This is a genomic window from Sphingopyxis sp. LC363 (assembly GCF_000756385.1).
GTDB lineage: Bacteria > Pseudomonadota > Alphaproteobacteria > Sphingomonadales > Sphingomonadaceae > Sphingopyxis.
Map to the genome: position 1 here is coordinate 1 of NZ_JNFC01000046.1, position 19,784 is coordinate 19,784.

Genomic DNA, 19,784 nt, shown 5'->3' on the forward strand with positions numbered 1-19,784 from the left:
GGTGGCAGCCGTGCGGCGAACTCCGCGGCCGACCCGTCGCAGACGCGCGTGACAACACCGAGCCACCGTGGCCCCGGGTCGCGGACGCGCAGCCTGTCTCCGCCGACGGGCGGAGCAGGTTGAGTTCGGCGGGGGCGGGGGTTGCTCTGGCGCGCCTTGTGGGGGCGTGGGCGGACTGGGCGCGGCGAGCAGGGCGCGGCACTCGTCGTCTGCGACAGCCCAGTCGCCGAAAAGGAGGATAACCGAGTGCCGGGCCCCGGAAACCCACACTCGTCAGCACAAGACACGAAAAGGCGGCCCAGAGGACCGCCTTCACGTGATGAAATCAATCGGCTCCGCCCGAAGGCGGAGCCGGGGTGCCCGTCAGGCAGGCGGGTTCCAGATGATGACCTTTTTCATCGGGTCGTCGCCGGGGGCGTTTGCGACATTGCCGTAGATGGTCCCGAACTCGGGGGCCGACATCGTCACTGCGATATATTCGGCGCCGGTCGATTTGGCGGTCTTGACCCAGGCTGCGCCAAGTTCGAAGCCGTTCTTGCGGCTGAGGATGCGATAATCGGGTTCGTTGTCCTTGGCCTTGCGGCCGTTCGGGACAATCGCGATCTGCGCGGTGACGTTGAGGGTGGCGAGCGTGCCTTCGAAGCTGCCGTCGGCCTTGACGTTGAGGTTGGCGATGGTGGGCATGGACTTTCTCCTTCGGTTGCTCGGGGGACATCCCCGATGGCGCCAGAAGAAGGGACCGCGAGCTGCCGTCACCGAGCGGAACGCGAGGGCGAACCCCGCATGGGGTTGACGGCCAGAGGCGAGCCGGGCCCGCAGAAAGGCGACAGAAAAGGGGTGGCCTTGAGCAACTGAGAGAGAGCTGCCGCCGCGTCCATTCAACGATCCGCGCCGGACTCAAAGGCCGGTCCACCTGACCCACCCGCCCGATCCGGTCCGATCAATCGCAGCGATGCGCACCCCAATATTTGTCCCAGCGCGCGGTGAGGCCGCTGCGGGTCATCGCACAGGAGATATCGCCCGACCGGGGCGATGTGCAGAAGGCGGCGGTGCGGGTGCCGCCGGCCCCGCCGCGCGATAGGCAGCGCATGGCCGGTCCGCGCACGAGAATATGGCCAGTCCGGTTCCGCCCTTGCGGCGTCCCGAGCAGGCCGACGAGATGATCGCGCGCCGCGACCGGATCGGCGTCCGGACAGGGATGCGCTGAACTGCAGCTGCCATTCATTTCGCGTGCGGCGACCCCGGAAAGGCGAACATGCGGACCTTCCGCGCACCAGATCGGCCCATCGCCATCCCAGACTGCGACGGGGGTGCAGGTGAAGGATTGGCCGGCCGGAACGACCGAGGCGAGCAGGAACAGACTGAATATCATTGCGGGATCCGTAGTGCCGACCGCCGATCGATTCAAACCCCGTAACTATCGTAAGGCGTCAAAGAACCGCGCGAAGCGCGCAAAGGCAAACGCGCTCTTGGCGAGGCCGCAGCCGGGCGGCGTGCGCGCGGGCCTGTGGGCCAGCCGCCGTCCGGCAAGGATAGCGAGCCAAGTGCGCTGCGCGGCCCAAGATAACGCGCGGCCCCTGGCGCCGCCTGCCGGCGCCAGAGCACGCCCATTCAGCCGCGCTCGATCTTTCCGCGGCGAATTGCGAAGTTCAGCCTTTGTAACGAATGACGTGCCGCGGCTCGCCGCAAAGGCCGCATGGCTCTTTGAGCCGCTCAAATCCTCCGACGCCGGCAGCTGCTCCGGTGGCGACGCTTGCCTGTGACACCGAAGAAAGGTCGAGCCGGTCTGTAATGCATTCGTCGCAAAGGGGCGCCCCATCCATTCGCCGGACGAGCGCCTCGACACGTTCTGCAATGGTTGAGCGTCTAGCCATTAGGCGGCTGTAGAGAGGGACCGAGTTTTTGGAAAGTCACCGATGTCGGACCACGGGATCGACTCGATTTGATCGTGAGAAACACCGAAATCCCCCCATATCAGGTCGACGTTCTATGTTATTCTCGCGTCATGACCTCCGGCCTAGAACGAGTCGCCCGCGCACTTTGCGAGTTGGATGCAAATCCACCCAATGCGCGGATGGATGGCAAGTCGCTTTGGGAAGACTATTTGCCGGAGGCACAGGCCGCGATCATGGCTCTTCGCGAACCCGACATGACGATGATCAGCGCCGCAGCGCTCGAGGCTGGCCACGTTAGCAAAGATGAAGTCGGAAGAATCTATCGAGCCATGATCGACGCCGCGATGATCCACCAAGTGCCGACCGCAGGCAAAGCCGAGCGGTAGGAAAAGCAGAACTGGCCGCAAGCAGACCGACAGGTTTTAGTTTCCTGGGATGAAAAGGGGACGCCGCTCCTTAAGGCGCGAGGTGTGGAGCAATTTTGATAGAGAAATCATCCTTCGGGCGCCTCAACACGTCGCCGCTCCACGCAGGGACAATTATGAGCCCGCGCTTCCTTAAGTCGTTAGCTATGTCACCGAGGGCGCCGTAAGTAACCGCGCAAAGATCCAACACACGCGGCCAGACATCTTTCCATTTCAAATCGGCCGAGCTCTCCGACAGGATTTGAAGCATCGTTGACCGCGCGGCCGCCTCGCCTTGGGATATTTCGCGAGCGCTTCGCTCGCCCGGTTCCATGGCAGATTGGCCAGCAAACATGTCGTTCATTCCGCTTGCAACCCTCCGCGTCTCCGCCTTTTTCGCCGATTTGTAGGTCGCTTGGGTCTCGAGAGACTTTCTGTGTGCGTCACGGAACACCTTGATGCCGGCTGGGTGCCGAGTCAGGTAAATGAGCTTGTACAAGGGCCGATCGACCGCCGTCTCGTCGACGGTTAACGCCGGCGCGAATTTATAGTCCCCCATGCGCCGCAACGCTTGGCGGGCGCGCTCGGAAATGGCCGCTTCTCTTTCGGATCCGCGCAGTTCAGCGAACTCCGCTCTCCAACCGCCATTTTCTTGCAGATCGCCGAGCCATCCTTCGAGTGTCGGCATCCGATCCTGTGATCCCGCAAAGCGGTTTGCGAATTGGAACATGAAATTCATGAGAACTTCCGTTCGATCCGGCGAGATCAAGCATCGAAACTTCCGAACGTCGGGAACACCTTTGGGGTCTATGACGACGAACCGGAAGGCTCTCGCAGGAATGGCGGTCGCGATTGCGGATGCGTGATCCTCGGCCTGACCCGGGTGACAATGTATTTCAACGTCGGGAAAGCGCTTTACGGCGTCGATTAGCTCTGCAAAATTAGCGGGATCTTTCTCAACGAGGTGAGCCACCATGGTCACTTTACGGCCGAGTTCCGCCTGCTTCGCTTTGGCTTCCGTCATCCTGCGGAGGGCAATTCCAAACGATGTGTCCGAATAATCGCCGCTCTTTGACTGCCACGGTCCGGCAAAGAGATCGACATAGGTGAATTCGTTTGCCCAGCTGACGATCTTGGGAATTTGGGCCGGCATATAGGTATCGAGGAACGTGTGCTTCACCAGCGCCTGTTCCCGACCATCGTACCAGCGCGGATCGAGCATTTAGCCGGCCGCCCGCGTCAGGCGGGGCCACTCACTCCACTCGCGGCCATCAAGCTCCCGTCCGCCAGACTTTGGTCGAAATCCGCCCCATTGTTTGAAGAAGAAAGGCACGCGCTGTTCTCGGCACGCGTCGCGTATCTCCCGTGCCCACTCGATCCGCATCACGCGGGCATTGGGACCGCTTTCTCCGCCCGCTATGACCCAGTGTATGTCCTTCAGGTCAATAGGGCCTACAGAGCCTATGAGAGGTTCCACCGATAGAAAGCGGACTGCGGATTTGGCCGCACGAAGATGGGCAACCCGCGCCGCGCCTTTCTGGTCTTCGACGGATACGCCTACCCATATGTGCGCGGGCGGGCTTCTGTCGGCATAGCGGCCATTCATATAGTCCCGGAGCCTCGGGCTCCGCTTGGTCAGGACCTGGTACGTGTGCCAATTGGCCGCCTCCATCGTGTCGAATATCCGATCGATGAAGGATGTCGGTATGGCCTTATGGAAGAGATCGCTCATCGAGTTTACGAAAATCATCCGTCCACGGCGCCAGCGCAGTGGCTGATCCAAGCGCTCGGGCCGGAGGGTCAGGTCAAACCCGTTTTCGAAGGGATGGCCCGGCACTCCACGGAACCGCTCGGAGAAGCGCGCGGCATAGCAGTTATCGCATCCAGCGGTGATCTTCGTGCAACCTGTGACGGGGTTCCACGTAGCGTCGGTCCACTCTATTGCGCTGTGATCAGCCATTGTCGTTCTGCTTTGCCCCGTCTCGAAATCGATTAGACAACCGAATTTTCGTGAAGCTGAATCTCACATAATCCGTGCGAATGGAATCCGGTTTTTGCAGTAGAGGATTTGAGGCTTCCTGCTGAAGGTCCACAGGCTGGGCGCGGCGCCATTCTGTCTGTCCGAAGAGTGCAACATGCTTCGGACATAGCTGTCTGAAGTTTACATCATGGTTCGGACATTGCCGTCCGAACGAAGTGACATGCTTCGGACAAATTAAAATAGACATTGTCCGAAAAATGTATCATGCTTCGGACATGATGGGGAAATCGTCCGGAGCCGACGATGATGTGGGCAGGAACATCATGCGCCGAGTAAAGCGAAAGCTGGGCCAAGCATGGACCCCGGCAGACTTCAGCGACCTCGGCAACCGGCAGGTCATCGACAAGAATTTACAGCGTCTGACCAAGGCTGGCGAACTCCGCCGCATCGATCGAGGGCTCTACGATCGCCCCGTCCACAACGAACTTACGGGCAAGCCCTCGGTCCCCGATTATCGCGCGGTCATCGAGGCGGTCATTCGCCGGGACCAAGCCCGCATGGTTGTCGACGGCATGACAGCCGCTAACGACCTCGGCCTGACGACGGCTGTGCCGGCGCGGATCGAGGTCTTGGTGGATGCGCGGCTGAAACCGATCACGCTCGGCAACCAAGAAATCACCTTCAAGCACGCCGCTCCGAGCCGCCTCTATTGGGCTGGCCGCCCTGCAATGCGAATCGTGCAAGCACTCTATTGGCTCAAGGATGTGATCGACCGCAGCGAAGAGGAGCGCACTCGCGTCTATGACGCGCTCTCCGCGATATTGTTGGACCCAAGGCACGGCCGGACCCTTCGCAAGGACTTGAAGGACGGCCTCGCCGCACTTCCGATCTGGATGCAGGACTTCCTCCGCGAACTCGTCACGCCGGCCAAGGTGCGGCGCGCGTGACCCGCGCCGGCTACCAGCAGATCATCGGGTCGAGAGAAGCCGATCGCCGGGACCTGTTCCTGTCGGCCGCGAACCGGCTTGGCACGCCGCTCGGCAATGTCGAGAAGGATTTCTGGGTCTGCTGGACGCTGGACCAGCTCTATCATGAGCGCAGCGCCGACCAGCCACGGCTGCTCTTCAAGGGCGGCACCTCGCTTTCGAAGGCGCACGGCCTCATCAAGCGCTTTTCCGAGGATATCGACGTCACCATATACAGGGACGATCTCGGCGAAGCCGCGAGCGTCGACGAGCTCGAAGCGTTGTCGGGCAAAAAGCGTGAAGCGAGACTCGACGCCATCCGGGACGCCTGCAGCACTTATATCACCGGTCCTCTCCAGACCGATATCGCGGCGCGCCTCGCCGAGGCCACGAACGGCGCGGGACGCGTAGAGATCGACAAGGCCGACCGCGACTCCCAGACCCTGCTAGTCTGGTATCCGTCGCTCGAACATGACGAAGCGAGCTATATCAAGCCAGCCGTCCGCATCGAATCTGGTGCCAAATCGGCGCTCGATCCGAACGGCAAAGCCACGGTCACGCCCTATGTCGCCGAAGAGTTGCCGGATCTAGATCTCGCGGTTGCCGAAGTAACGACGATCGACGCCGAGCGGACCTTCTGGGACAAGATCGTCATCGCGCACGGGCTGCGCAGTTGGTTCGATCGCCGAGGCGTCCTCAAGAATGAGGGCCAGCGTATATCGCGCCACTATTATGACCTTCACTGCCTTGCGGATACCACGCTTGGCCGCGAAGCGATGGAGAAGGATGAACTTGGCGCCGACTGCGTGCGTCATGCCCGCATGTTCTTCAATCGACCCGACTTCGACCTCGCCTCAGCGGCGAAAGGAAGTTTCAGCCTCGCGCCGGCCAAGGCGATGCGCGAGGCGCTGCGGCGCGACTATGCCGCAACCGAGGCAATGATCTTCGGCAAGGCTCCAGCCTTCGACGAAATCATCGCAACCACCGAGAAAATCGAAGCCAAGGTGAACGGCCAATGATCGCCGACATCCAACTGGATTCGGAACAGAAATTCCCAACCGGTTCGCAGAAAGTCGTGCGGCCTTTAAGGAATACTGCAGTTTTGGGGCTAAACGGCGGCGATATTCATTGCCGACTCGCCCTGTGTTTCGTAGCGAAAGCGAATCATTGCGCCCTGCCGGCCCGGCAGGGCGCGTTCGATTCGCGAGGAGGACCCATGAAAAATGGTATAAAGTTACTCGCGGACAATACCTACGGACGTGTAGAGATTTCCAATCGCAAGGAATTCAAGCACTTCAATCTTCGACCATCGAAGAAGGCCGTCGAAGAAATCGAACGGCTCGAAGAGCTGACGCTCGCGGCAGAACAGCGACTCGGAAATTTCGTCGTCGGCGCGAACCGCGGCTGATCGGGAGGCAATCGCTGAATGCAGGCTCAAATCCAGGTAGGACCCCTGCTCGGCGAAGACGACTGGACTGAATTGGCCGAATTGGTGGGGGCCGACGAGTCCGCGCTGCTGCAACAATTGCTACGCGATTACAGGGAGGCGGGTGCGAAGGCCTATCTCCTCGAGCGGGCCTATATCGACCGCGACTTCTCCGCCGCCTATTCGGCCTTCTATTCGACCCTATTCCATCCCTATCTCAAATATTGCCAGCGTCTCCACTTCTTCGGGTGTGACCTTTCGTATCTCGGCAAGGTCGATAGCCCCGAAGGCCTGTCGCGCGAGGTCGCTTCACATGACGACGACTATCTTGGCTTTGTGGTGCTGCGCCCCGTTTCCCACGCGCCGGTTGCAGCGGCGGTAATCTCGGCAGCTGCGATTGCTTCCGACCCCTCGACGATCATCGACGTAACGGCGGATTATCCCGTTCACCTCGTGGGGGCTGACCTTACTGTCACGGGATTCCCGCTCACCCAGCAAGACACACGCGTCGGCGCCTGCGCGCAGGCGGCAATCTGGATGGCAGGACGCCATTTCCATCGCGCGCATGGCGGACCCTGGTTCTCGATGCCTGACATCAATGATGCGGCGCTGAAGCCCACAGACAATTTCGTGACCCGCTCACTTCCCGCCGGATCGGAGTTCCTGAGGCCCGACAACATAATCCGGGCGCTACGGGCGATGGACCGTCATCCGGTCTTCGATCTCGGCAAGGCCGCGGTCGAACAAGGGGTCGGCATCAAGCCTCTGCATGAGGTGATTGGTCGTTATCTCGATTCCGGCATCCCAGTGCTGATCGGGCTAAAGGGCCGGGACGGCGCGACGGTCGGCCATGCTGTCGTTGCCATCGGCCGGGTGATGCGCGAACGCGGCGATGACGACCTGCCCGATGACCCGACCTCGGCCGAACTGATTTCGCATCTCATCGTCGCCGACGACCAGAGGGGGCCGGTCTGCCGCCTGCCGGTCTACAAGGACGACGCGCTGGAGGCGGGCGCGCCCGGTGCCTATCCGTGGACGCTCGAAGAGGATGCGGTTTATTCAGTGACGCCGCTGCCCGGGAAGGTGTTCATGACCGGCGAAGTTGCCGAAACACTGAGCCGCGACTTTCTTGCGAGCTGCGTCGAGCGCATCGAAGAGTATCGCGAACTCGCCCGCATGCGCGCCGGCGAAGGCAGTGCTGCACTCGGCAAGGCGATCGCCGTCGATCCCTCCTTTTTTGCGGTTTCGCCTTCAAGACTCGTGGCGCGGACCTATCTTACCTATGGCTGGCGTTATAAGGGCAGGACGCTCCGCAATCGGCTTCCCGATATCTTCAAGTTCGAAATCTTCCGACACCAATATCCACGCTACGTGTGGGTGACCGAATTCTCGCTTCCCGACGATCTTCGCGGTTTCGACCAGTGCCAGCGGAAGGTGCGTGCCCATGTCGTCGTCGACGCGACAGGCAGCAAGTTCGGCGAGAGCATGCTGATCGTCCAGGTGCCCGGGCTTTCGATGTTCTGGACGTTTGACGCCGACAGCCCGACCCAGACTTATAACCTCATTTTCCGGACGACCGACGAAGCCGAACCCTTCCTGCCCAAGGTCCGCAATTGGCCCGACTTCGACCAGTGCGAAGTGCCGGACGCCGGGTCAGATTCGGACGCCAAGCTGGCTTAACAGGCGGCGCCACCACGATCCGCTGGTCGGCGCCACGCGCGTCTCCTCCCGTTCCGTTTCTGACTGCCTTGCCGGCGCCGGACGTCGAACATCGAACAGCGGGTCACCGGTCTCGCATGCGCCATGGTGCCGACATGTTTGCCCGGCGACCGCCTTTAAGCGATTGCTTGTCGCGACCTGATGACGATTGCCATCATATTCGAGGTAGACGCTGGCGACGGGTTCGCGCATCCACGGCAGCAGCAGTTGCATGACGAGGCCCACGGCCAACGACGCCAGCACGCCGTTCGGCCAGACCACCTGCGGTTTGCCGCCGGCGGCGCCATATTTCTGCGCCTCTTGCTCAAGCCGCGCGTCGGTGAGAACGCCAAGGCACCAGAGGCATGGCCCGCCCGGGGAAGACAGGATGACCTGGCCGCCGATCGCGAATTGATCGCCGAGGTCGTGAACGTCCATGCCCATATCGATACAGGGGATCATCATCCGGCGGCAGAAGGCTTCGAGTTCGCTCCGTTCGCGGTAGGAATCGACGCCGCCGACGATGATGTCGCATTCGGCGAGCGCCTCGGTTGCATCCTGCCACCTGCATGCAAGAGCAAGGAAACGCGGCGCCGCGACGAGCCCGCGCACCATTCGTTCGGCGACATCCGCTTTCGGCGTCGCGTTCTCGGCGTCGGCGGCGGTTGCACCGACGAGGCGGTTGAGATTGCTGTCCTCGACGATATCGGGATCGACGCAGACGAAGCCCCCGATTCCCAGATGGGCGAGCTGCTGCACCACATGCGAACCGCCGCCGCCGAGGCCGACGATGCCGATCGTCACGGCGCGGAGCCGGGCGTCGCTGTCCGGCCCCAGAAAATCCTGCCGGTCATAGCGGCTCATGACATCGCTCCTTCCATCCAGAGGGTGGCGCCGACCGCGGTGAACCGGGCAATGGGGAGCGGTCCCTGACCACGCGCAAGCCAGAGGTCTCCCGCTATATTGTCGGCGCTCAGCACGATCGCGCCATGCGGTACATGTGCGGCGACGTTGAAGAAGTCGGGCACGAACTTCGCATTCTCGCGAATGTCAGTGCCGCTGAACCCGGGACGGCCGCGATGTTCGTGCATATGGACGTGCAGCGCCGCAGTCCGCGACTGGTAGCTGCGCTGCAGCGCCTTGCGGATTGCCTTTGACCCCATCATCGCGCCGACGCTCGGGTCGTCGATATAGTCGGCGTCCTCGACCGGGTGATAATCCTGCGCGAGGAGAAATAGGCTGCCATCGCCGATGCGCGACACGCCCGCCGAAATCCAGCCAACGCGCTCATATGCGAAGGCGTGACGCCGCCTCAAGTCGCCTCGAATGGCGTCGAGAAGCGGGGCGCGGATCTTGAAATGGACGTTCACCGGAAGGCCGCCAGATGATTTGCAAGGATGGAAGTCCATGGCTGTTCTGCCTCGATGTAGTTCCAGGACCAGCAAAACCAGTTCCGGGTGAAGAGATTGTGCTGGGTCCAGTTTGCGAGATGACCGGGAACGGCGGCGTTAAGGAAGAGCCGCGTCTTATAGCCGCTATGCTCGTGAGGGCAGAGCAGCGCATCGCGCGTCACCGGTCCCGCCCGCGTCGCGATCACCAGCCCGGGCAGATGGACGAAGGTACGGCCACCTTCGACCAGCGCGACCGCATCCGGGTAGATGGCCTTGATGCGGTCGAACTGATCTTCGGCATTCACGAGGAGCCGCCCTGGCGAACGTGGCTGACGAACTTCATGCGGGCGATCACGCGGATCGCCTCGCCGGGCTGCAGGGTGCGGAAGCTGCCCTGCTTGTCGACGACGTCGAGGTCGAGATCAGCCGATACGCCGAGCGCGTCCTTCAACGTTTCGGTCGTATAGTCGCCGGCGAGGATCCGGACCTTGTCCCCGTTGAGGTCAACATTGACGTAACGCGGTTCGTCCGAGCGGTCGGCAGTGTAGAAGTGCTCGACCTCCTTGCCCTTGAGGGTGACGCTCTCGGTATCCTCGACGAGGTCGTCCCTGCCGCCCTTCGGGTCGAAAAAGATATCCTTAGCCGCCGGCACTAGCGCGAGAACGCGGAGTTCCGCGCCGCTGATCTCATCCTTACCCCAAGGGAAACGGCGCCCGTCGACGACAAGGAAGAAGAGGCGGTCGGCCTTCACCGAGCTGAACTCTTCCTTGCCGCTCGCGCGAAGGTCGATTTCTTCAGCGAGGTTGATGTCTTCGAGCAACCCGTCGCCCTGGCGATAGAAGAGCAGATGCTCGTCGACCGGGATACGGCCCGCGATTTCGAGCAGGTCGCGGCCCTTGACCAGTGGGTCGCTCAGCAGATGTTCGACGCCGTCGATCGTGATCGCAAAGCGCCCAGACATGGAATTCTCGTTCGTCACAACATTTCTCCATACGAAGGCACTTGCGCCTTGTTGACGTTTTCGACATGATGATCGTGTCGATAACGCTAAAATAGGAAACATGTCGTTTATGTCAATATATTCATCGCGAAATCGCCATGACCGATAACAGCGGATCAGGTGAGATTTTCCGGGCCCGGCTTGCAAGTGCCCGTGATGCAAGGAAAATCAGCCAAGGCGACCTAGCAAAAAAAACTGGCCTCCCGGCAAGTTCGATCTCGCATTTCGAAGGTGGCGGTCGCAAACCATCTTTCGACAATCTGCTGAGGCTCGCCGACGCGCTCGATGTTACGACCGACTATCTGCTCGGGCGCAGCGAGGATGTGGGCACGTCCGTGGCTGCGCAGAAGCTCCAAAAGCATCTGGACGGGTTGAATTCCTATGATCTCGATATTGCAGAGAAGTTCATCGAAGTTCTCGCCAGCAAATCGACGAAGCCACCCGGGTAGAAGGTGCGAAGTGTAAGTTGCGAGCTCAGGGCGTCCGCGGTCCATCAAGCCGATAAACCGGAACCGTTGAGGTCATTGACGGCTAGGGAGCGGCGTTTCCCGACCAGAATCCGATCCGTTACCTACGGCTTCGGCGACCTCAAGCCGCTCCGGACCGACCTCCCGCAGGTGATCGGGGTGAATCATGATTGGATGCTCATATCGTGATGCAAGCTCCTCCATGTACTCATAGAGATCGGGGACCATCGGCCGCACGTCAATTGGTCGAAAGGATACCGAACTGTAGACGCGCTGATCACGCGTGGTGGGCTGAAGTTCAATCTCAACGCCGTAGCTAATGCCGTCGCCCGCGAGCTCGGCACTGTTGAAGTAGATCGCCTTTAAGGCGCCCCCATCCCCCGCGATTGTATCCGTGTCGAATGCGAACCGAGCCTCTGGCTTTGCCCGAAGAAGCAGATCCGCAGCCAGCTGGATCCAGCGGCTGTCCCACAGGTCACCAATCGCGAGGGAGGCCTTGGATCGCACGCCGGCCAGTTCAAGCAACCGCCGCCAATCGGAGGCGATCTTGTAAAGCGCCGGCAGGTCCTCGACGTCGGGGCCGGTTAGCACATTGCTCATAGGCAGTTTGATCGGGCCAAAGCGACCGTCGTCACCGCTCATTACGATTGCACCTTCGCCCGAGGCGAGGTTGGCCATTGCGCGGAGCAGCATCACGAGGTCGTCGAGCGTCCGGCCGCCCTGCTCGAAGATGCCCTTGGTCTCGAAATCCGCCTCGCGCTCATGGAACAGGAAGCTGAAGTCGGCGTGACGGATGAGCATCCGCAGGCGCGCGTCGAAGGGAGGCGCGAAGAATATCTCGGCGTGGAAGGTAGCAGGCGGGGTCAGTGGCGCGCCGGTCACCACGATCTCGCAACCACCGGCTGAGGGAGGCGAAAGCATGATCTCCTCAACCGCGTTCAGCATGTCGTGATCATAGGGCACCGGCATATCGAAGCGATTGTCGAAGGCCTGAATAGCCAACGGCTTCAGCGGAACCATGCCGAGCACGACGCGGGTCAGCTGCTCGTCGCTGTCCGGTCTGAAGAAGACGTCGCCGACGATGCGGTCATCACCGTAACCCAGTTCCGCGAGCTGGCCGAGCTTCTCGGCTGAATAGGCGGCAGGATCTGGGCCGCATGCCCGTTCGATCGCTGCGCGAAGGCCCTGCGGCGTTACCTCAAAGGGGTGGCCGAGCTTGCGGTAGTCGAAGGAGATCGACTGTCGGTTGATATCGCGGTTTCCGATGAATTGCTCGTGCCTCAACCTGCGGAGCAGTTTCTCAAGCGGCGCGCCGAGAAGATGGACGACATAGCCCCTGATCGGCGTGCCATCGGGCCTCATCCTGAAGACGATGATGACCGCGGGAAGCGGGCTTTTCGCAAGCAAGTCCGCGGCGGACAATCGCAGTTGGACATTGCCAGTCCCGACCGACTTCGTGGCCTTTAGCTGGACATGACAGGTCGTCTTGCTGCGCTGGTCCAGGATGCCGTCCTGCATAGGCAGGTCCACGACGAAATCCCATCCCGAACGGTCGCGGTCACTCTTGTTACAGACGATAAGCGCGCGCGGGCAAAGATAGATGAAAAGCCCTTCAGCCGCAGCGCCGAGTTCATCGTTAGGAAGATCCAAGACGACGGGAACGCCATCGCCCTCGGCCCTCGCCTCGCCTTCCGAACCACCCATTACTGCCACAGATCCTCCCTCCGCTGCGTAACTACGCGATACGTCCCGAATGCCAGGCGCGCCTTGTGCGCTACAACCCCCCGCGCCCCATCGCCAAGCGCCTCTGCGACCTGAGCGCGCGTCGCGGGGCAGTCGGCGCCTACGATGACCTCCCGCAGGACTAGGTCGCCATCGAAGCCGCGATACCAGATCCGGCACGCATCATCATAGGTTTCGAGGTCGACGATCATGCGCACTTCATCCTCGTAGGTCCAATGGACAAACTTCACGTCCAGCGCTTTCAGCACGAATGATCCCATGTCGAACCCGGGCGCATCGATGACGGTGGCATCGACGGCGGCGCGGGACTTCCGGTACTGCACATCCCGCAGCAGCCGGTCAGGCACGTCGAAGCCCAGGCACAACCCGCGGTGATGGTCTGCATAGTGGCTCCACTGAACCGGGTTGCGCCAGCCTCGGCTGAAGCACAGCATGCCCCGCCGCTCACCGAATTCCTTTCGGGCCTTGCCCAAGGTGGCGCGGAGACCACTATCTTTCAGGTTCAACGAAAGCATCTCGAACGGGTCATTCACGTCAGCGAGAGTCGCGACTTTCAACCGCCTTCGGGCGATGTCCTGGAGACCGTATTCGCAGTTGACGAAGTGGTAAACGCGCATCGCGCTAGAATTGCCGAGAAACGGAGTGCCAGCCAATAGCCAATTGGGCCGAGTCCATGAATGACCGCTTTCGGATCCGCGCTTCTTTCACTTGGACAGCGACAAACAGGCGCAAAGCCGACATACAAAAAAGGCGGCCTAAAAGGCCGCCAAAGTTGAATGGAGGAGCCCTCCTTTTGGGTCGCATCGGGGCGCATACAGCAGCAAAAAATGCACGCCATCGAAATCAGTATTCCGTAACGGAATTACGCGTGACTGATGCATTGGCGCAACACAAAATCACTTTAGCCAGAGTTCTGACACGTATCTTGCATCGCCCCCCCCCCCCCCCATCGGTTAACGACCGTCGCAGCAACTCTTCACCATACGCGCGATGCGGATCGAATTTCCCCGACTATCGCAGCTCCCGTTCGACAAGCAATTTCGTCGCTGGTTTGCGCCGCAGCGCCACGATCAACGCACCGAGCATTGCCAGCCCGCCGCCGATAGCCATCCGCATATCGAAATGATCGTGGGTGATCAGCACACCGAGCCCGATCGTCGCGAGCGGCGTCATCAATGTCAGCGGTGCGAGCAAGTTCGCTTCATAGCGGTCGATGAGGTGGTAATAGACGGAGTGCGCACCGACCGACACGATCAGCGCCGTGAATACGACAGCGGCGACAAGCGGCCGTCCAGTGGTCGTCGCCGCCGTCCATTGACCGTCTTCAAGCAAGATCGAAGCGAGTGTCAGAACGGTCGCCGACACCAGTCCCACCCAGGCCTGAAAGCGGAACGGTTTGACGCCATCAACCTGCTTCATCAGCACCGCGCCAGCGGCGCCGGCGAAGGCGCTGGCGGCGACGAACCAGAGCCCCGTCGAAAGCGAAAGTCCACCGGGCCGCCAGGTCACGATCAGCACGCCGACCAATGTCAGCGCGATGCCCAGTCCGCGGCGCTAGTAGATACGCTCGCCGAGCACCAGCACCGAGAGCAGCATGGTAAAGGGGACACCGAGCTGCAGAATAATCGCGGCCTCAGAAGGTGAGACAGTCTGCAAACCGACGAAAAGTAGTGAAAAGCTTCCGCCGCCCAGGCACAGGGCGATGGCAACAATCCGCCATGCCGGCCGCGGCATCGGCAGCAACCATGGCCACATGACCATCGCGACGACCGCAAAGCGTAGCGCCGCATAGAAAAGCGGCGGGACCGCCCAGTCCGTTACTATAATCTTGCTCAGGACATTGTTGAATGCCCAGATCAGGCACACGGCGACGAGAAGGAAGAAGTCACGAACGCGCATGTGCCGGGTCTACTCCGGAGCCTGCACAGCTTCTTCAAGGTTCGCTATCCGTTCAGAGCAGATGGCATGCACGGCGCGGCCCAGCTCCTCCACGCGTCCAGCCAGCCAGAGCAATTCTTCTTCGCTGATTCGATAATGTTTGGAGTAGCGAGCCTTCACATAGGCTTCCTTGAGCTTCTCGAAGCGCGCGCGGTCTGCCTTCACCTCGCGCGGCCAAACATCGACAAGCCGCATGTTTAATCGCTCGGCTTGCGTGCGCAAAAATCCCAGGTTGTGGACGTGGGGCGTGTAAAAATTGCAGACCAAGAGCACGCAATGATAGAGAAACTCACTGCTCTGATGGAGGTCAAACGCGGCGGGCTTCAGAAACCCTTTTTCGCGGCCCATCTTGGACAGCTCGAACCGCTGCATGGCGAGCGGAAACCACTCGTCGAAATATTCCTGCGCCATCGCCAGCGCCTGCTCGGGCGTCTTGGGCTTCGGCTTGTGCAATTCCTTGTCGTCATATTCGTAGAGCGCGATCCCGTCGCCCGCGACGTCCATGAAGAAATAGCGGCCGTGAGCCAGCCCATCGTTCACTTCCTGCAGCGTGTGGACGATGAAGTTGACCGGCGTGTGCAGCGTCTTGTCGATCGCAAGCTCGCGGGTCAGCCGGTCGTCGAGCTTCGACCAGAAGTCGATCTTGTCGGTCAACCGCTTGTCGTTGACGATGATCAGGAGATCGAAGTCCGAACGATAGCCCTTTGCGGTGTGCGGCTCGTCGACCCAGCCACCGCGCGCATAGCTGCCGTAGAGGATGACCTTGTCGATCCGACCCTTCTTTTTCCAGCCCATGGTGCCGAGCGCGATCGCATCCTCGAATTCTTCGAAGATGATCGCCTTCACACGTTCGAGCTCGCGCTGCTTGTTCGCCGGAAGATGATCGAGATCGGTTTTCATTGATTTTCATCCTGTAATCCTGCTCGCCGGATGGCAAGCGCCGTCAGATCCAAATCGACAACTCAGGCTTCCTTGAGCCGAAAATCCCAGACCGGAATGCCGAACGCCCGCGCCTTGTCGACAAGATTGTCCTGGATGCCGGTGCCCGAAAAGACGACCAGCCCGGCGGGCATCGCATCGATCAGCCGCTCGTTGCGCTTGAACGGCGCCGCTTTCTTGTGCCGGTTCCAGTCGGGCCGGAACGCTACCTGCGGCACGCCGCGCGCATCGGCCCAGCAGGCCGCAGCGCGCTCGGCGCCGGTTGGCGTCGCACCATGCATCAGCACCATGTCGGCATGACGCGCATGAACCTTGTCGAGCGCCGACCAGATGTGGCGGTGATCGTTGCACGCCGGTCCGCCGCTGAAGGCGATGCGCGTTCCCTCGGGGATCAGGGCCTGGGCCTTTTCGCGGAGGCGTTTGTCCATGAAGTCGCGGCTGTCGATCATCGCCGCGGTCATCGTCTTGTGACGGACGCGCGACCCAGTGCGCGGGGTCCAGGCCTTGCGGGCATGGATGCGGAACTGCTCGGCGGCGCATTCGCGGAAAAATTCCATCGTGTCGCGCCGCTCGATCATCGTGATGCCCTCGGCGATCGCGCGCTCGAGTTCGACCGAGCGAATTTCGCTTCCATCCTGCTCGCGCTGGAGTTCGCGCTGCGCCTGTTCGTTGCGGTCGAGCTCGCGCTCGATCCGTTCGCCGGCGCGGTGAAAGATATTGACGATGCCCCAGAGCAGATCTTCAAGATCGGGCTCGATGCGGGTATCGACCAGGCAGCCCGCCAATGCGTCGAAGATATCGGCGACGGCGCCGCCAGCGAGCCGGTCGTCTGGAAGCGGCCGTGCGTCGGGTTCGTCCTCATAGGGCCTATGACCGTAAAGCTGCATTTCCTGGAGGAGGTAGGCGCTGGCGCCGGGTTGCTGCGGTTCGCCGCGTTCGGGAAGGTCTGACAGGTCGATCATGTCATTTCTCTTGTCTGGGGCCGCGCCTCTCGCGGCCTTCGCGGCGACGCCTCGGCGGCGGCGGGTGCGGGTTCGCACCGCGCGGCACCCCGCGCGGCCGAAGCGCCAGCGAAGGATGGCGGGCTCGCGGCTATTTTGTTTCGCGATGCAAAGGGGCGCCAGCCCCGGCGGAAAATAGCCGCGAGCAGAGCCATTGCACGGCCCGCGCACGCTGCCGCAGTCGCCCTCCAGCGAAGGCCGAGGCGCGGCCTCCCGAGAACAGGCTGATCGGGCTTCCCCTTCCCGGACCGGCTTGATCCGATCCCCGCGGCGAGGTGACACACCGCTTTCCGAAACAACTATGGGATTTCGGGCATCATGAGGATGGCGCGCGCGATTGCGACGTCCCAATTCGCCGCCGCGCTGCTGGAGGCGTTGCGCCGCTGGCGCCAGGCGCGATCAGGCTGCATCGAGCATCCGCTCGGCATCGACGACGTGCATCTGCGGGGCGATCGAAGCGACGAGCTGCGAATGGCCCATCTGCATAAGATCGCTGTTCAGATCGTCCAGCGCCGGATCGAGCGGCAGGATATCGATCCCTAGCTGGACGGCTCGCTCGGCAAGAGCGGCGAATGCAGCGCGTCCCGCTGCATCCCGTTCGCGGGCAACATAGAGGCGGCGAAGCGGCGCAGGAAATTCCAGCGCCGCGAGATGGGCGGCCGACAGCCCGGCGATGAGCGGTAGTGCCGGGGCGATTTCGCGCAGCGAGAGCATGGTTTCGATGCCCTCACCGAATGCCATGACCTCGCCCGAGAGCCCGAAGCGGACGCCATGACCCAACAAATGCCCCATCGCGCGCCGCGGATAAGCCACGGGCGCCTTGGTCGATTGGTGCGGATCAAGCCATGTGCGATGAACGCCCATGAGCGAGCCGCCGAGGTCGGTCACCGCAGCGATCATCGCCGGATAGGCCGACTTGACCGACGGGCCATCCTCCTCCGACCGGCGATAATAGCAGTGCGGGTGGCATCGCAGCGCGGGCACATCGCCGACGTGCCGAAGCGCACGGCCCGCCAGATAGGTGCGCACAGGTGTCCCAGCGATGGGCTTCGACGCCGCCCAAAGCCGCGCTGCCGCCTCCGGGCTGCCAGCGGGCGCCCGGCGCGGACGCGGACGCGGCCCCTGCGTGCCCGCGTCGGATGGAGGCAAGCTCAGAAATCGCCGCGCCTCGGCGAGCGTTTCAGCGAGGTTCGTATGCGCGCAGCTGGCGGCGATGATGTCGAGCAGGTCACCATGATCGCCAGTCGCGGCGTCAGTCCATTTGCCCGCCGTGCGGCGACCATCGCCATCGGCGAGACGCACATAAAGACTGCGCCCAAGCGCATTGCCCTTATCGCCGACCATCCAATAATGGCCTTCGCGGCGACCGTTCGAGAGGTATTGGCGGCACGCCGCCTCGGCATTTTCACCGAGACGACGCGCAAGTTCACGGACCGGACTTTCCATAGCGGGGCTCCTTCAGGCGGCCTTGCGATCCGCGATCCGCTGGATCGGAAATCGATCAACCAGCCGCGCGAACACGTCGGCGCCAGCAGCCCCTGCCGGCACGTAGAGCTTCAGTTGCCACGAGACGATTTCGGAAATCAAGCCAAATGCCTTCAGCCGGTCAACACCAAGATCGTTGAAGCCGGACAGCTCGATCCGCCAGTCGTTCATGGCGCGAACGCGGCGCAGCATCTGGCCTTCCGCAAGGTGCAAGACAGCCTCGCCCTTTTGCAGAAGTTGCCACGCTTCGTCTTTTGGGAGGTCGCACGGCGTGTCGCGGATCACCGATGCCACCCAGCCCGGCGAGACCTTGCGCCCGATGATGCGTTCGCCCTCGTCGGTCTGGAGCCGGTAGACGCGCGACGATTCCTTTGGCAGCAGCCGCCAGATCGGCAGCAGCAAGCCCGACGCCATGTGCAGGGTCGACGTCTCGTAATCCGGAATGTCCGCCAGTTCGGCCTTCCAGACATCGGCGAACTGATCGCGGTCGGCAGGCTGCCAATGGCTCATGACGAAATCGGCGAGCAGCATGTGGCTGGCGTCGAGGGGCCGATGGAGCCGCACGCGGCGGTGGATTGCGCCATCGTCATCGATCACGCTGCGCGCCCCGAGCTTCACCGCAGCACGCTGCGAGCGCTGGTTCACAAGCAGTTCGCCGCCGCGTTCGCGGACGAGCGCCAGTGCATCGTCAAGATCGAGCGGCAGCACCCGCTCCTTGCGCTCGATCGTCAGAAGCTGCGTCGCCGCCCCGGTGCCGGGATGGGTGTAGATCGTCTGCCGTGCGTTCACCGCGAAGCTCTCGGCGCGCAGGGTTTCGAGGCCGATCTCATAGGTTCCCGCAGCAACCGCCGCCTCGATGCGATGCACGAGCAGACCCTCGAAGGCCTCGAACAGGATGTTCTGGAGGTCGATCGTGAGGGCAAGCATGCGATTGAGGAAGGTGGTGATCGGCGGCAGTTCCTCGCGCAGGCAGCCATCGATATCGAGCAACGACAGCCCCGTCGCACTTTCGAACGTCAGCAGCGAACAGCCCTCGACCTTGGCATTCACGATCAGAAGATAGAGTTGGCGCAGCGCATCGCGGGCATAGAAGGATTCCAGATTGTCCTCGGGCCGGAACATATTCTGCCCGCCCGTCTGGCGCTGGCCGCGCGTGATCGCCCCCATCGAATCGAGCCGCCGCGCGATCGTCGATATGAAGCGCTTCTGCGCCTTGACGTCGGTCGACACCGGACGAAACATCGGTGGCTGCTTCTGGTTCGTTCGATTTGTCCGCCCGAAGCCCTGGATCGCGGCATCCGCTTTCCATCCTGCCTCGAGTAGGATTTTGGCGTTTTGCGATCGATATCGAATCAGATTTTCGCTATCAACACAGCCGCTTAGCGAATCTGCTCGACTCGATATGTATCCTCACAGGCTTGATTGGAGGGTACGTTGGACAGCTTCGAAGT

The 19,784-nt window shown here is 61.7% G+C and carries 22 protein-coding genes; 6 read left to right on the top strand and 16 right to left on the bottom strand.

All coding sequences use genetic code 11. The features are described from left to right. Nucleotides 1–363: 363 nt before the first annotated feature. Both FG95_RS16140 and FG95_RS16145 read right to left on the bottom strand, forming a co-directional pair. A complete protein-coding gene (locus FG95_RS16140) occupies nt 364–684 on the bottom strand; it encodes a DUF736 domain-containing protein (protein WP_037557208.1) in 321 nt (106 codons plus the stop codon). Between the two features lie 256 nt (nt 685–940). Further along, nucleotides 941–1,372 carry a hypothetical protein gene (locus FG95_RS16145; protein ID WP_037557225.1) on the bottom strand — a complete coding sequence of 144 codons (432 nt, stop codon included), beginning with the start codon at nt 1,370–1,372 and terminating at the stop codon, nt 941–943. Nucleotides 1,373–2,005: 633 nt separating this feature from the next. Here FG95_RS16145 and FG95_RS16150 point away from each other — a divergent pair. Beyond that, nucleotides 2,006–2,281: a hypothetical protein gene (locus tag FG95_RS16150; protein ID WP_152567687.1), complete on the top strand. Its 276-nt coding sequence runs from the start codon at nt 2,006–2,008 to the stop codon at nt 2,279–2,281. Between the two features lie 70 nt (nt 2,282–2,351). Here FG95_RS16150 and tcmP read toward each other — a convergent pair whose 3' ends face one another. Together tcmP and FG95_RS16160 are read right to left on the bottom strand one after the other, a co-directional pair. Beyond that, nucleotides 2,352–3,521 (bottom strand): three-Cys-motif partner protein TcmP, encoded by a 1,170-nt coding sequence (gene tcmP, locus FG95_RS16155; RefSeq protein WP_037557210.1) that lies wholly within the window; start codon nt 3,519–3,521, stop codon nt 2,352–2,354. Further along, nucleotides 3,522–4,259 carry a DUF5131 family protein gene (locus FG95_RS16160; protein ID WP_037557212.1) on the bottom strand — a complete coding sequence of 246 codons (738 nt, stop codon included), beginning with the start codon at nt 4,257–4,259 and terminating at the stop codon, nt 3,522–3,524. Nucleotides 4,260–4,555: 296 nt separating this feature from the next. On the opposite strand from FG95_RS16160, the gene FG95_RS16165 reads away from it, so the two are divergent. From FG95_RS16165 to FG95_RS16180, 4 genes are read left to right on the top strand one after another with little or no spacing between them, the layout of a single operon-like run. Further along, the gene (locus tag FG95_RS16165; RefSeq protein ID WP_037557226.1) at nt 4,556–5,227 is read left to right on the top strand and encodes a DUF6088 family protein; all 672 of its coding nucleotides are present in this window, start codon (nt 4,556–4,558) and stop codon (nt 5,225–5,227) included. Next, nucleotides 5,224–6,264: a nucleotidyl transferase AbiEii/AbiGii toxin family protein gene (locus FG95_RS16170; RefSeq protein ID WP_052182450.1), complete on the top strand. Its 1,041-nt coding sequence runs from the start codon at nt 5,224–5,226 to the stop codon at nt 6,262–6,264. The genes FG95_RS16165 and FG95_RS16170 overlap by 4 nt, the downstream gene beginning before the upstream one ends. Next, nucleotides 6,261–6,653: a hypothetical protein gene (locus FG95_RS20610; protein WP_137752010.1), complete on the top strand. Its 393-nt coding sequence runs from the start codon at nt 6,261–6,263 to the stop codon at nt 6,651–6,653. Before FG95_RS16170 ends, FG95_RS20610 begins: the two co-directional genes overlap by 4 nt. A gap of 18 nt (nt 6,654–6,671) precedes the next feature. Continuing rightward, nucleotides 6,672–8,351 (top strand): hypothetical protein, encoded by a 1,680-nt coding sequence (locus FG95_RS16180; protein ID WP_052182451.1) that lies wholly within the window; start codon nt 6,672–6,674, stop codon nt 8,349–8,351. Here the strand turns inward: FG95_RS16180 and FG95_RS16185 are convergent. Genes FG95_RS16185 through FG95_RS16200 form a run of 4 tightly spaced genes read right to left on the bottom strand, consistent with a single transcriptional unit; the run spans nt 8,325 to nt 10,721 of the window. Then, entirely contained in the window at nt 8,325–9,233 is a 909-nt protein-coding gene (locus FG95_RS16185; RefSeq protein WP_081933209.1) for a HesA/MoeB/ThiF family protein, read from the bottom strand. The two genes, FG95_RS16180 and FG95_RS16185, sit on opposite strands and share 27 nt — an antisense overlap. Beyond that, nucleotides 9,230–9,685 carry a hypothetical protein gene (locus FG95_RS16190; RefSeq protein WP_197411481.1) on the bottom strand — a complete coding sequence of 152 codons (456 nt, stop codon included), beginning with the start codon at nt 9,683–9,685 and terminating at the stop codon, nt 9,230–9,232. Before FG95_RS16190 ends, FG95_RS16185 begins: the two co-directional genes overlap by 4 nt. A 50-nt stretch (nt 9,686–9,735) precedes the next feature. Then, a complete protein-coding gene (locus FG95_RS16195; RefSeq protein ID WP_037557218.1) occupies nt 9,736–10,065 on the bottom strand; it encodes a hypothetical protein in 330 nt (109 codons plus the stop codon). Then, nucleotides 10,062–10,721 (bottom strand): multiubiquitin domain-containing protein, encoded by a 660-nt coding sequence (locus FG95_RS16200; protein WP_052182452.1) that lies wholly within the window; start codon nt 10,719–10,721, stop codon nt 10,062–10,064. The genes FG95_RS16195 and FG95_RS16200 overlap by 4 nt, the downstream gene beginning before the upstream one ends. 137 nt (nt 10,722–10,858) lie before the next feature. Here FG95_RS16200 and FG95_RS16205 point away from each other — a divergent pair, with 137 nt between their 5' ends. After that, on the top strand, nt 10,859–11,209 hold the full coding sequence (locus tag FG95_RS16205) for a helix-turn-helix domain-containing protein (protein ID WP_037557219.1): 351 nt from the start codon (nt 10,859–10,861) through the stop codon (nt 11,207–11,209). A gap of 72 nt (nt 11,210–11,281) precedes the next feature. Here FG95_RS16205 and FG95_RS16210 read toward each other — a convergent pair whose 3' ends face one another. From FG95_RS16210 to FG95_RS16240, 8 genes are all read right to left on the bottom strand, one after another. Next, nucleotides 11,282–12,931 carry a hypothetical protein gene (locus FG95_RS16210; RefSeq protein WP_037557220.1) on the bottom strand — a complete coding sequence of 550 codons (1,650 nt, stop codon included), beginning with the start codon at nt 12,929–12,931 and terminating at the stop codon, nt 11,282–11,284. Further along, a complete protein-coding gene (locus tag FG95_RS16215) occupies nt 12,931–13,587 on the bottom strand; it encodes a DUF2971 domain-containing protein (RefSeq protein WP_037557221.1) in 657 nt (218 codons plus the stop codon). Before FG95_RS16215 ends, FG95_RS16210 begins: the two co-directional genes overlap by 1 nt. A 394-nt stretch (nt 13,588–13,981) precedes the next feature. After that, complete coding sequence (locus FG95_RS20950) at nt 13,982–14,488, bottom strand: DMT family transporter (protein WP_197411480.1); 507 nt, start codon at nt 14,486–14,488, stop codon at nt 13,982–13,984. A gap of 36 nt (nt 14,489–14,524) precedes the next feature. After that, complete coding sequence (locus tag FG95_RS20955; protein ID WP_197411479.1) at nt 14,525–14,869, bottom strand: DMT family transporter; 345 nt, start codon at nt 14,867–14,869, stop codon at nt 14,525–14,527. 9 nt (nt 14,870–14,878) lie between these two features. After that, nucleotides 14,879–15,808 (bottom strand): HEPN domain-containing protein, encoded by a 930-nt coding sequence (locus FG95_RS16225; RefSeq protein WP_037557222.1) that lies wholly within the window; start codon nt 15,806–15,808, stop codon nt 14,879–14,881. Nucleotides 15,809–15,870: 62 nt separating this feature from the next. Next, nucleotides 15,871–16,809 carry a DUF2493 domain-containing protein gene (locus tag FG95_RS16230; RefSeq protein ID WP_037557223.1) on the bottom strand — a complete coding sequence of 313 codons (939 nt, stop codon included), beginning with the start codon at nt 16,807–16,809 and terminating at the stop codon, nt 15,871–15,873. 438 nt (nt 16,810–17,247) lie between these two features. Beyond that, on the bottom strand, nt 17,248–18,294 hold the full coding sequence (locus FG95_RS16235) for a DUF7146 domain-containing protein (protein ID WP_037557224.1): 1,047 nt from the start codon (nt 18,292–18,294) through the stop codon (nt 17,248–17,250). A 12-nt stretch (nt 18,295–18,306) separates the two neighbouring features. Further along, nucleotides 18,307–19,737, bottom strand: a complete 1,431-nt coding sequence (locus FG95_RS16240) for a strawberry notch C-terminal domain-containing protein (protein ID WP_081933211.1) — start codon at nt 19,735–19,737, stop codon at nt 18,307–18,309. Nucleotides 19,738–19,784: the final 47 nt, after the last annotated feature.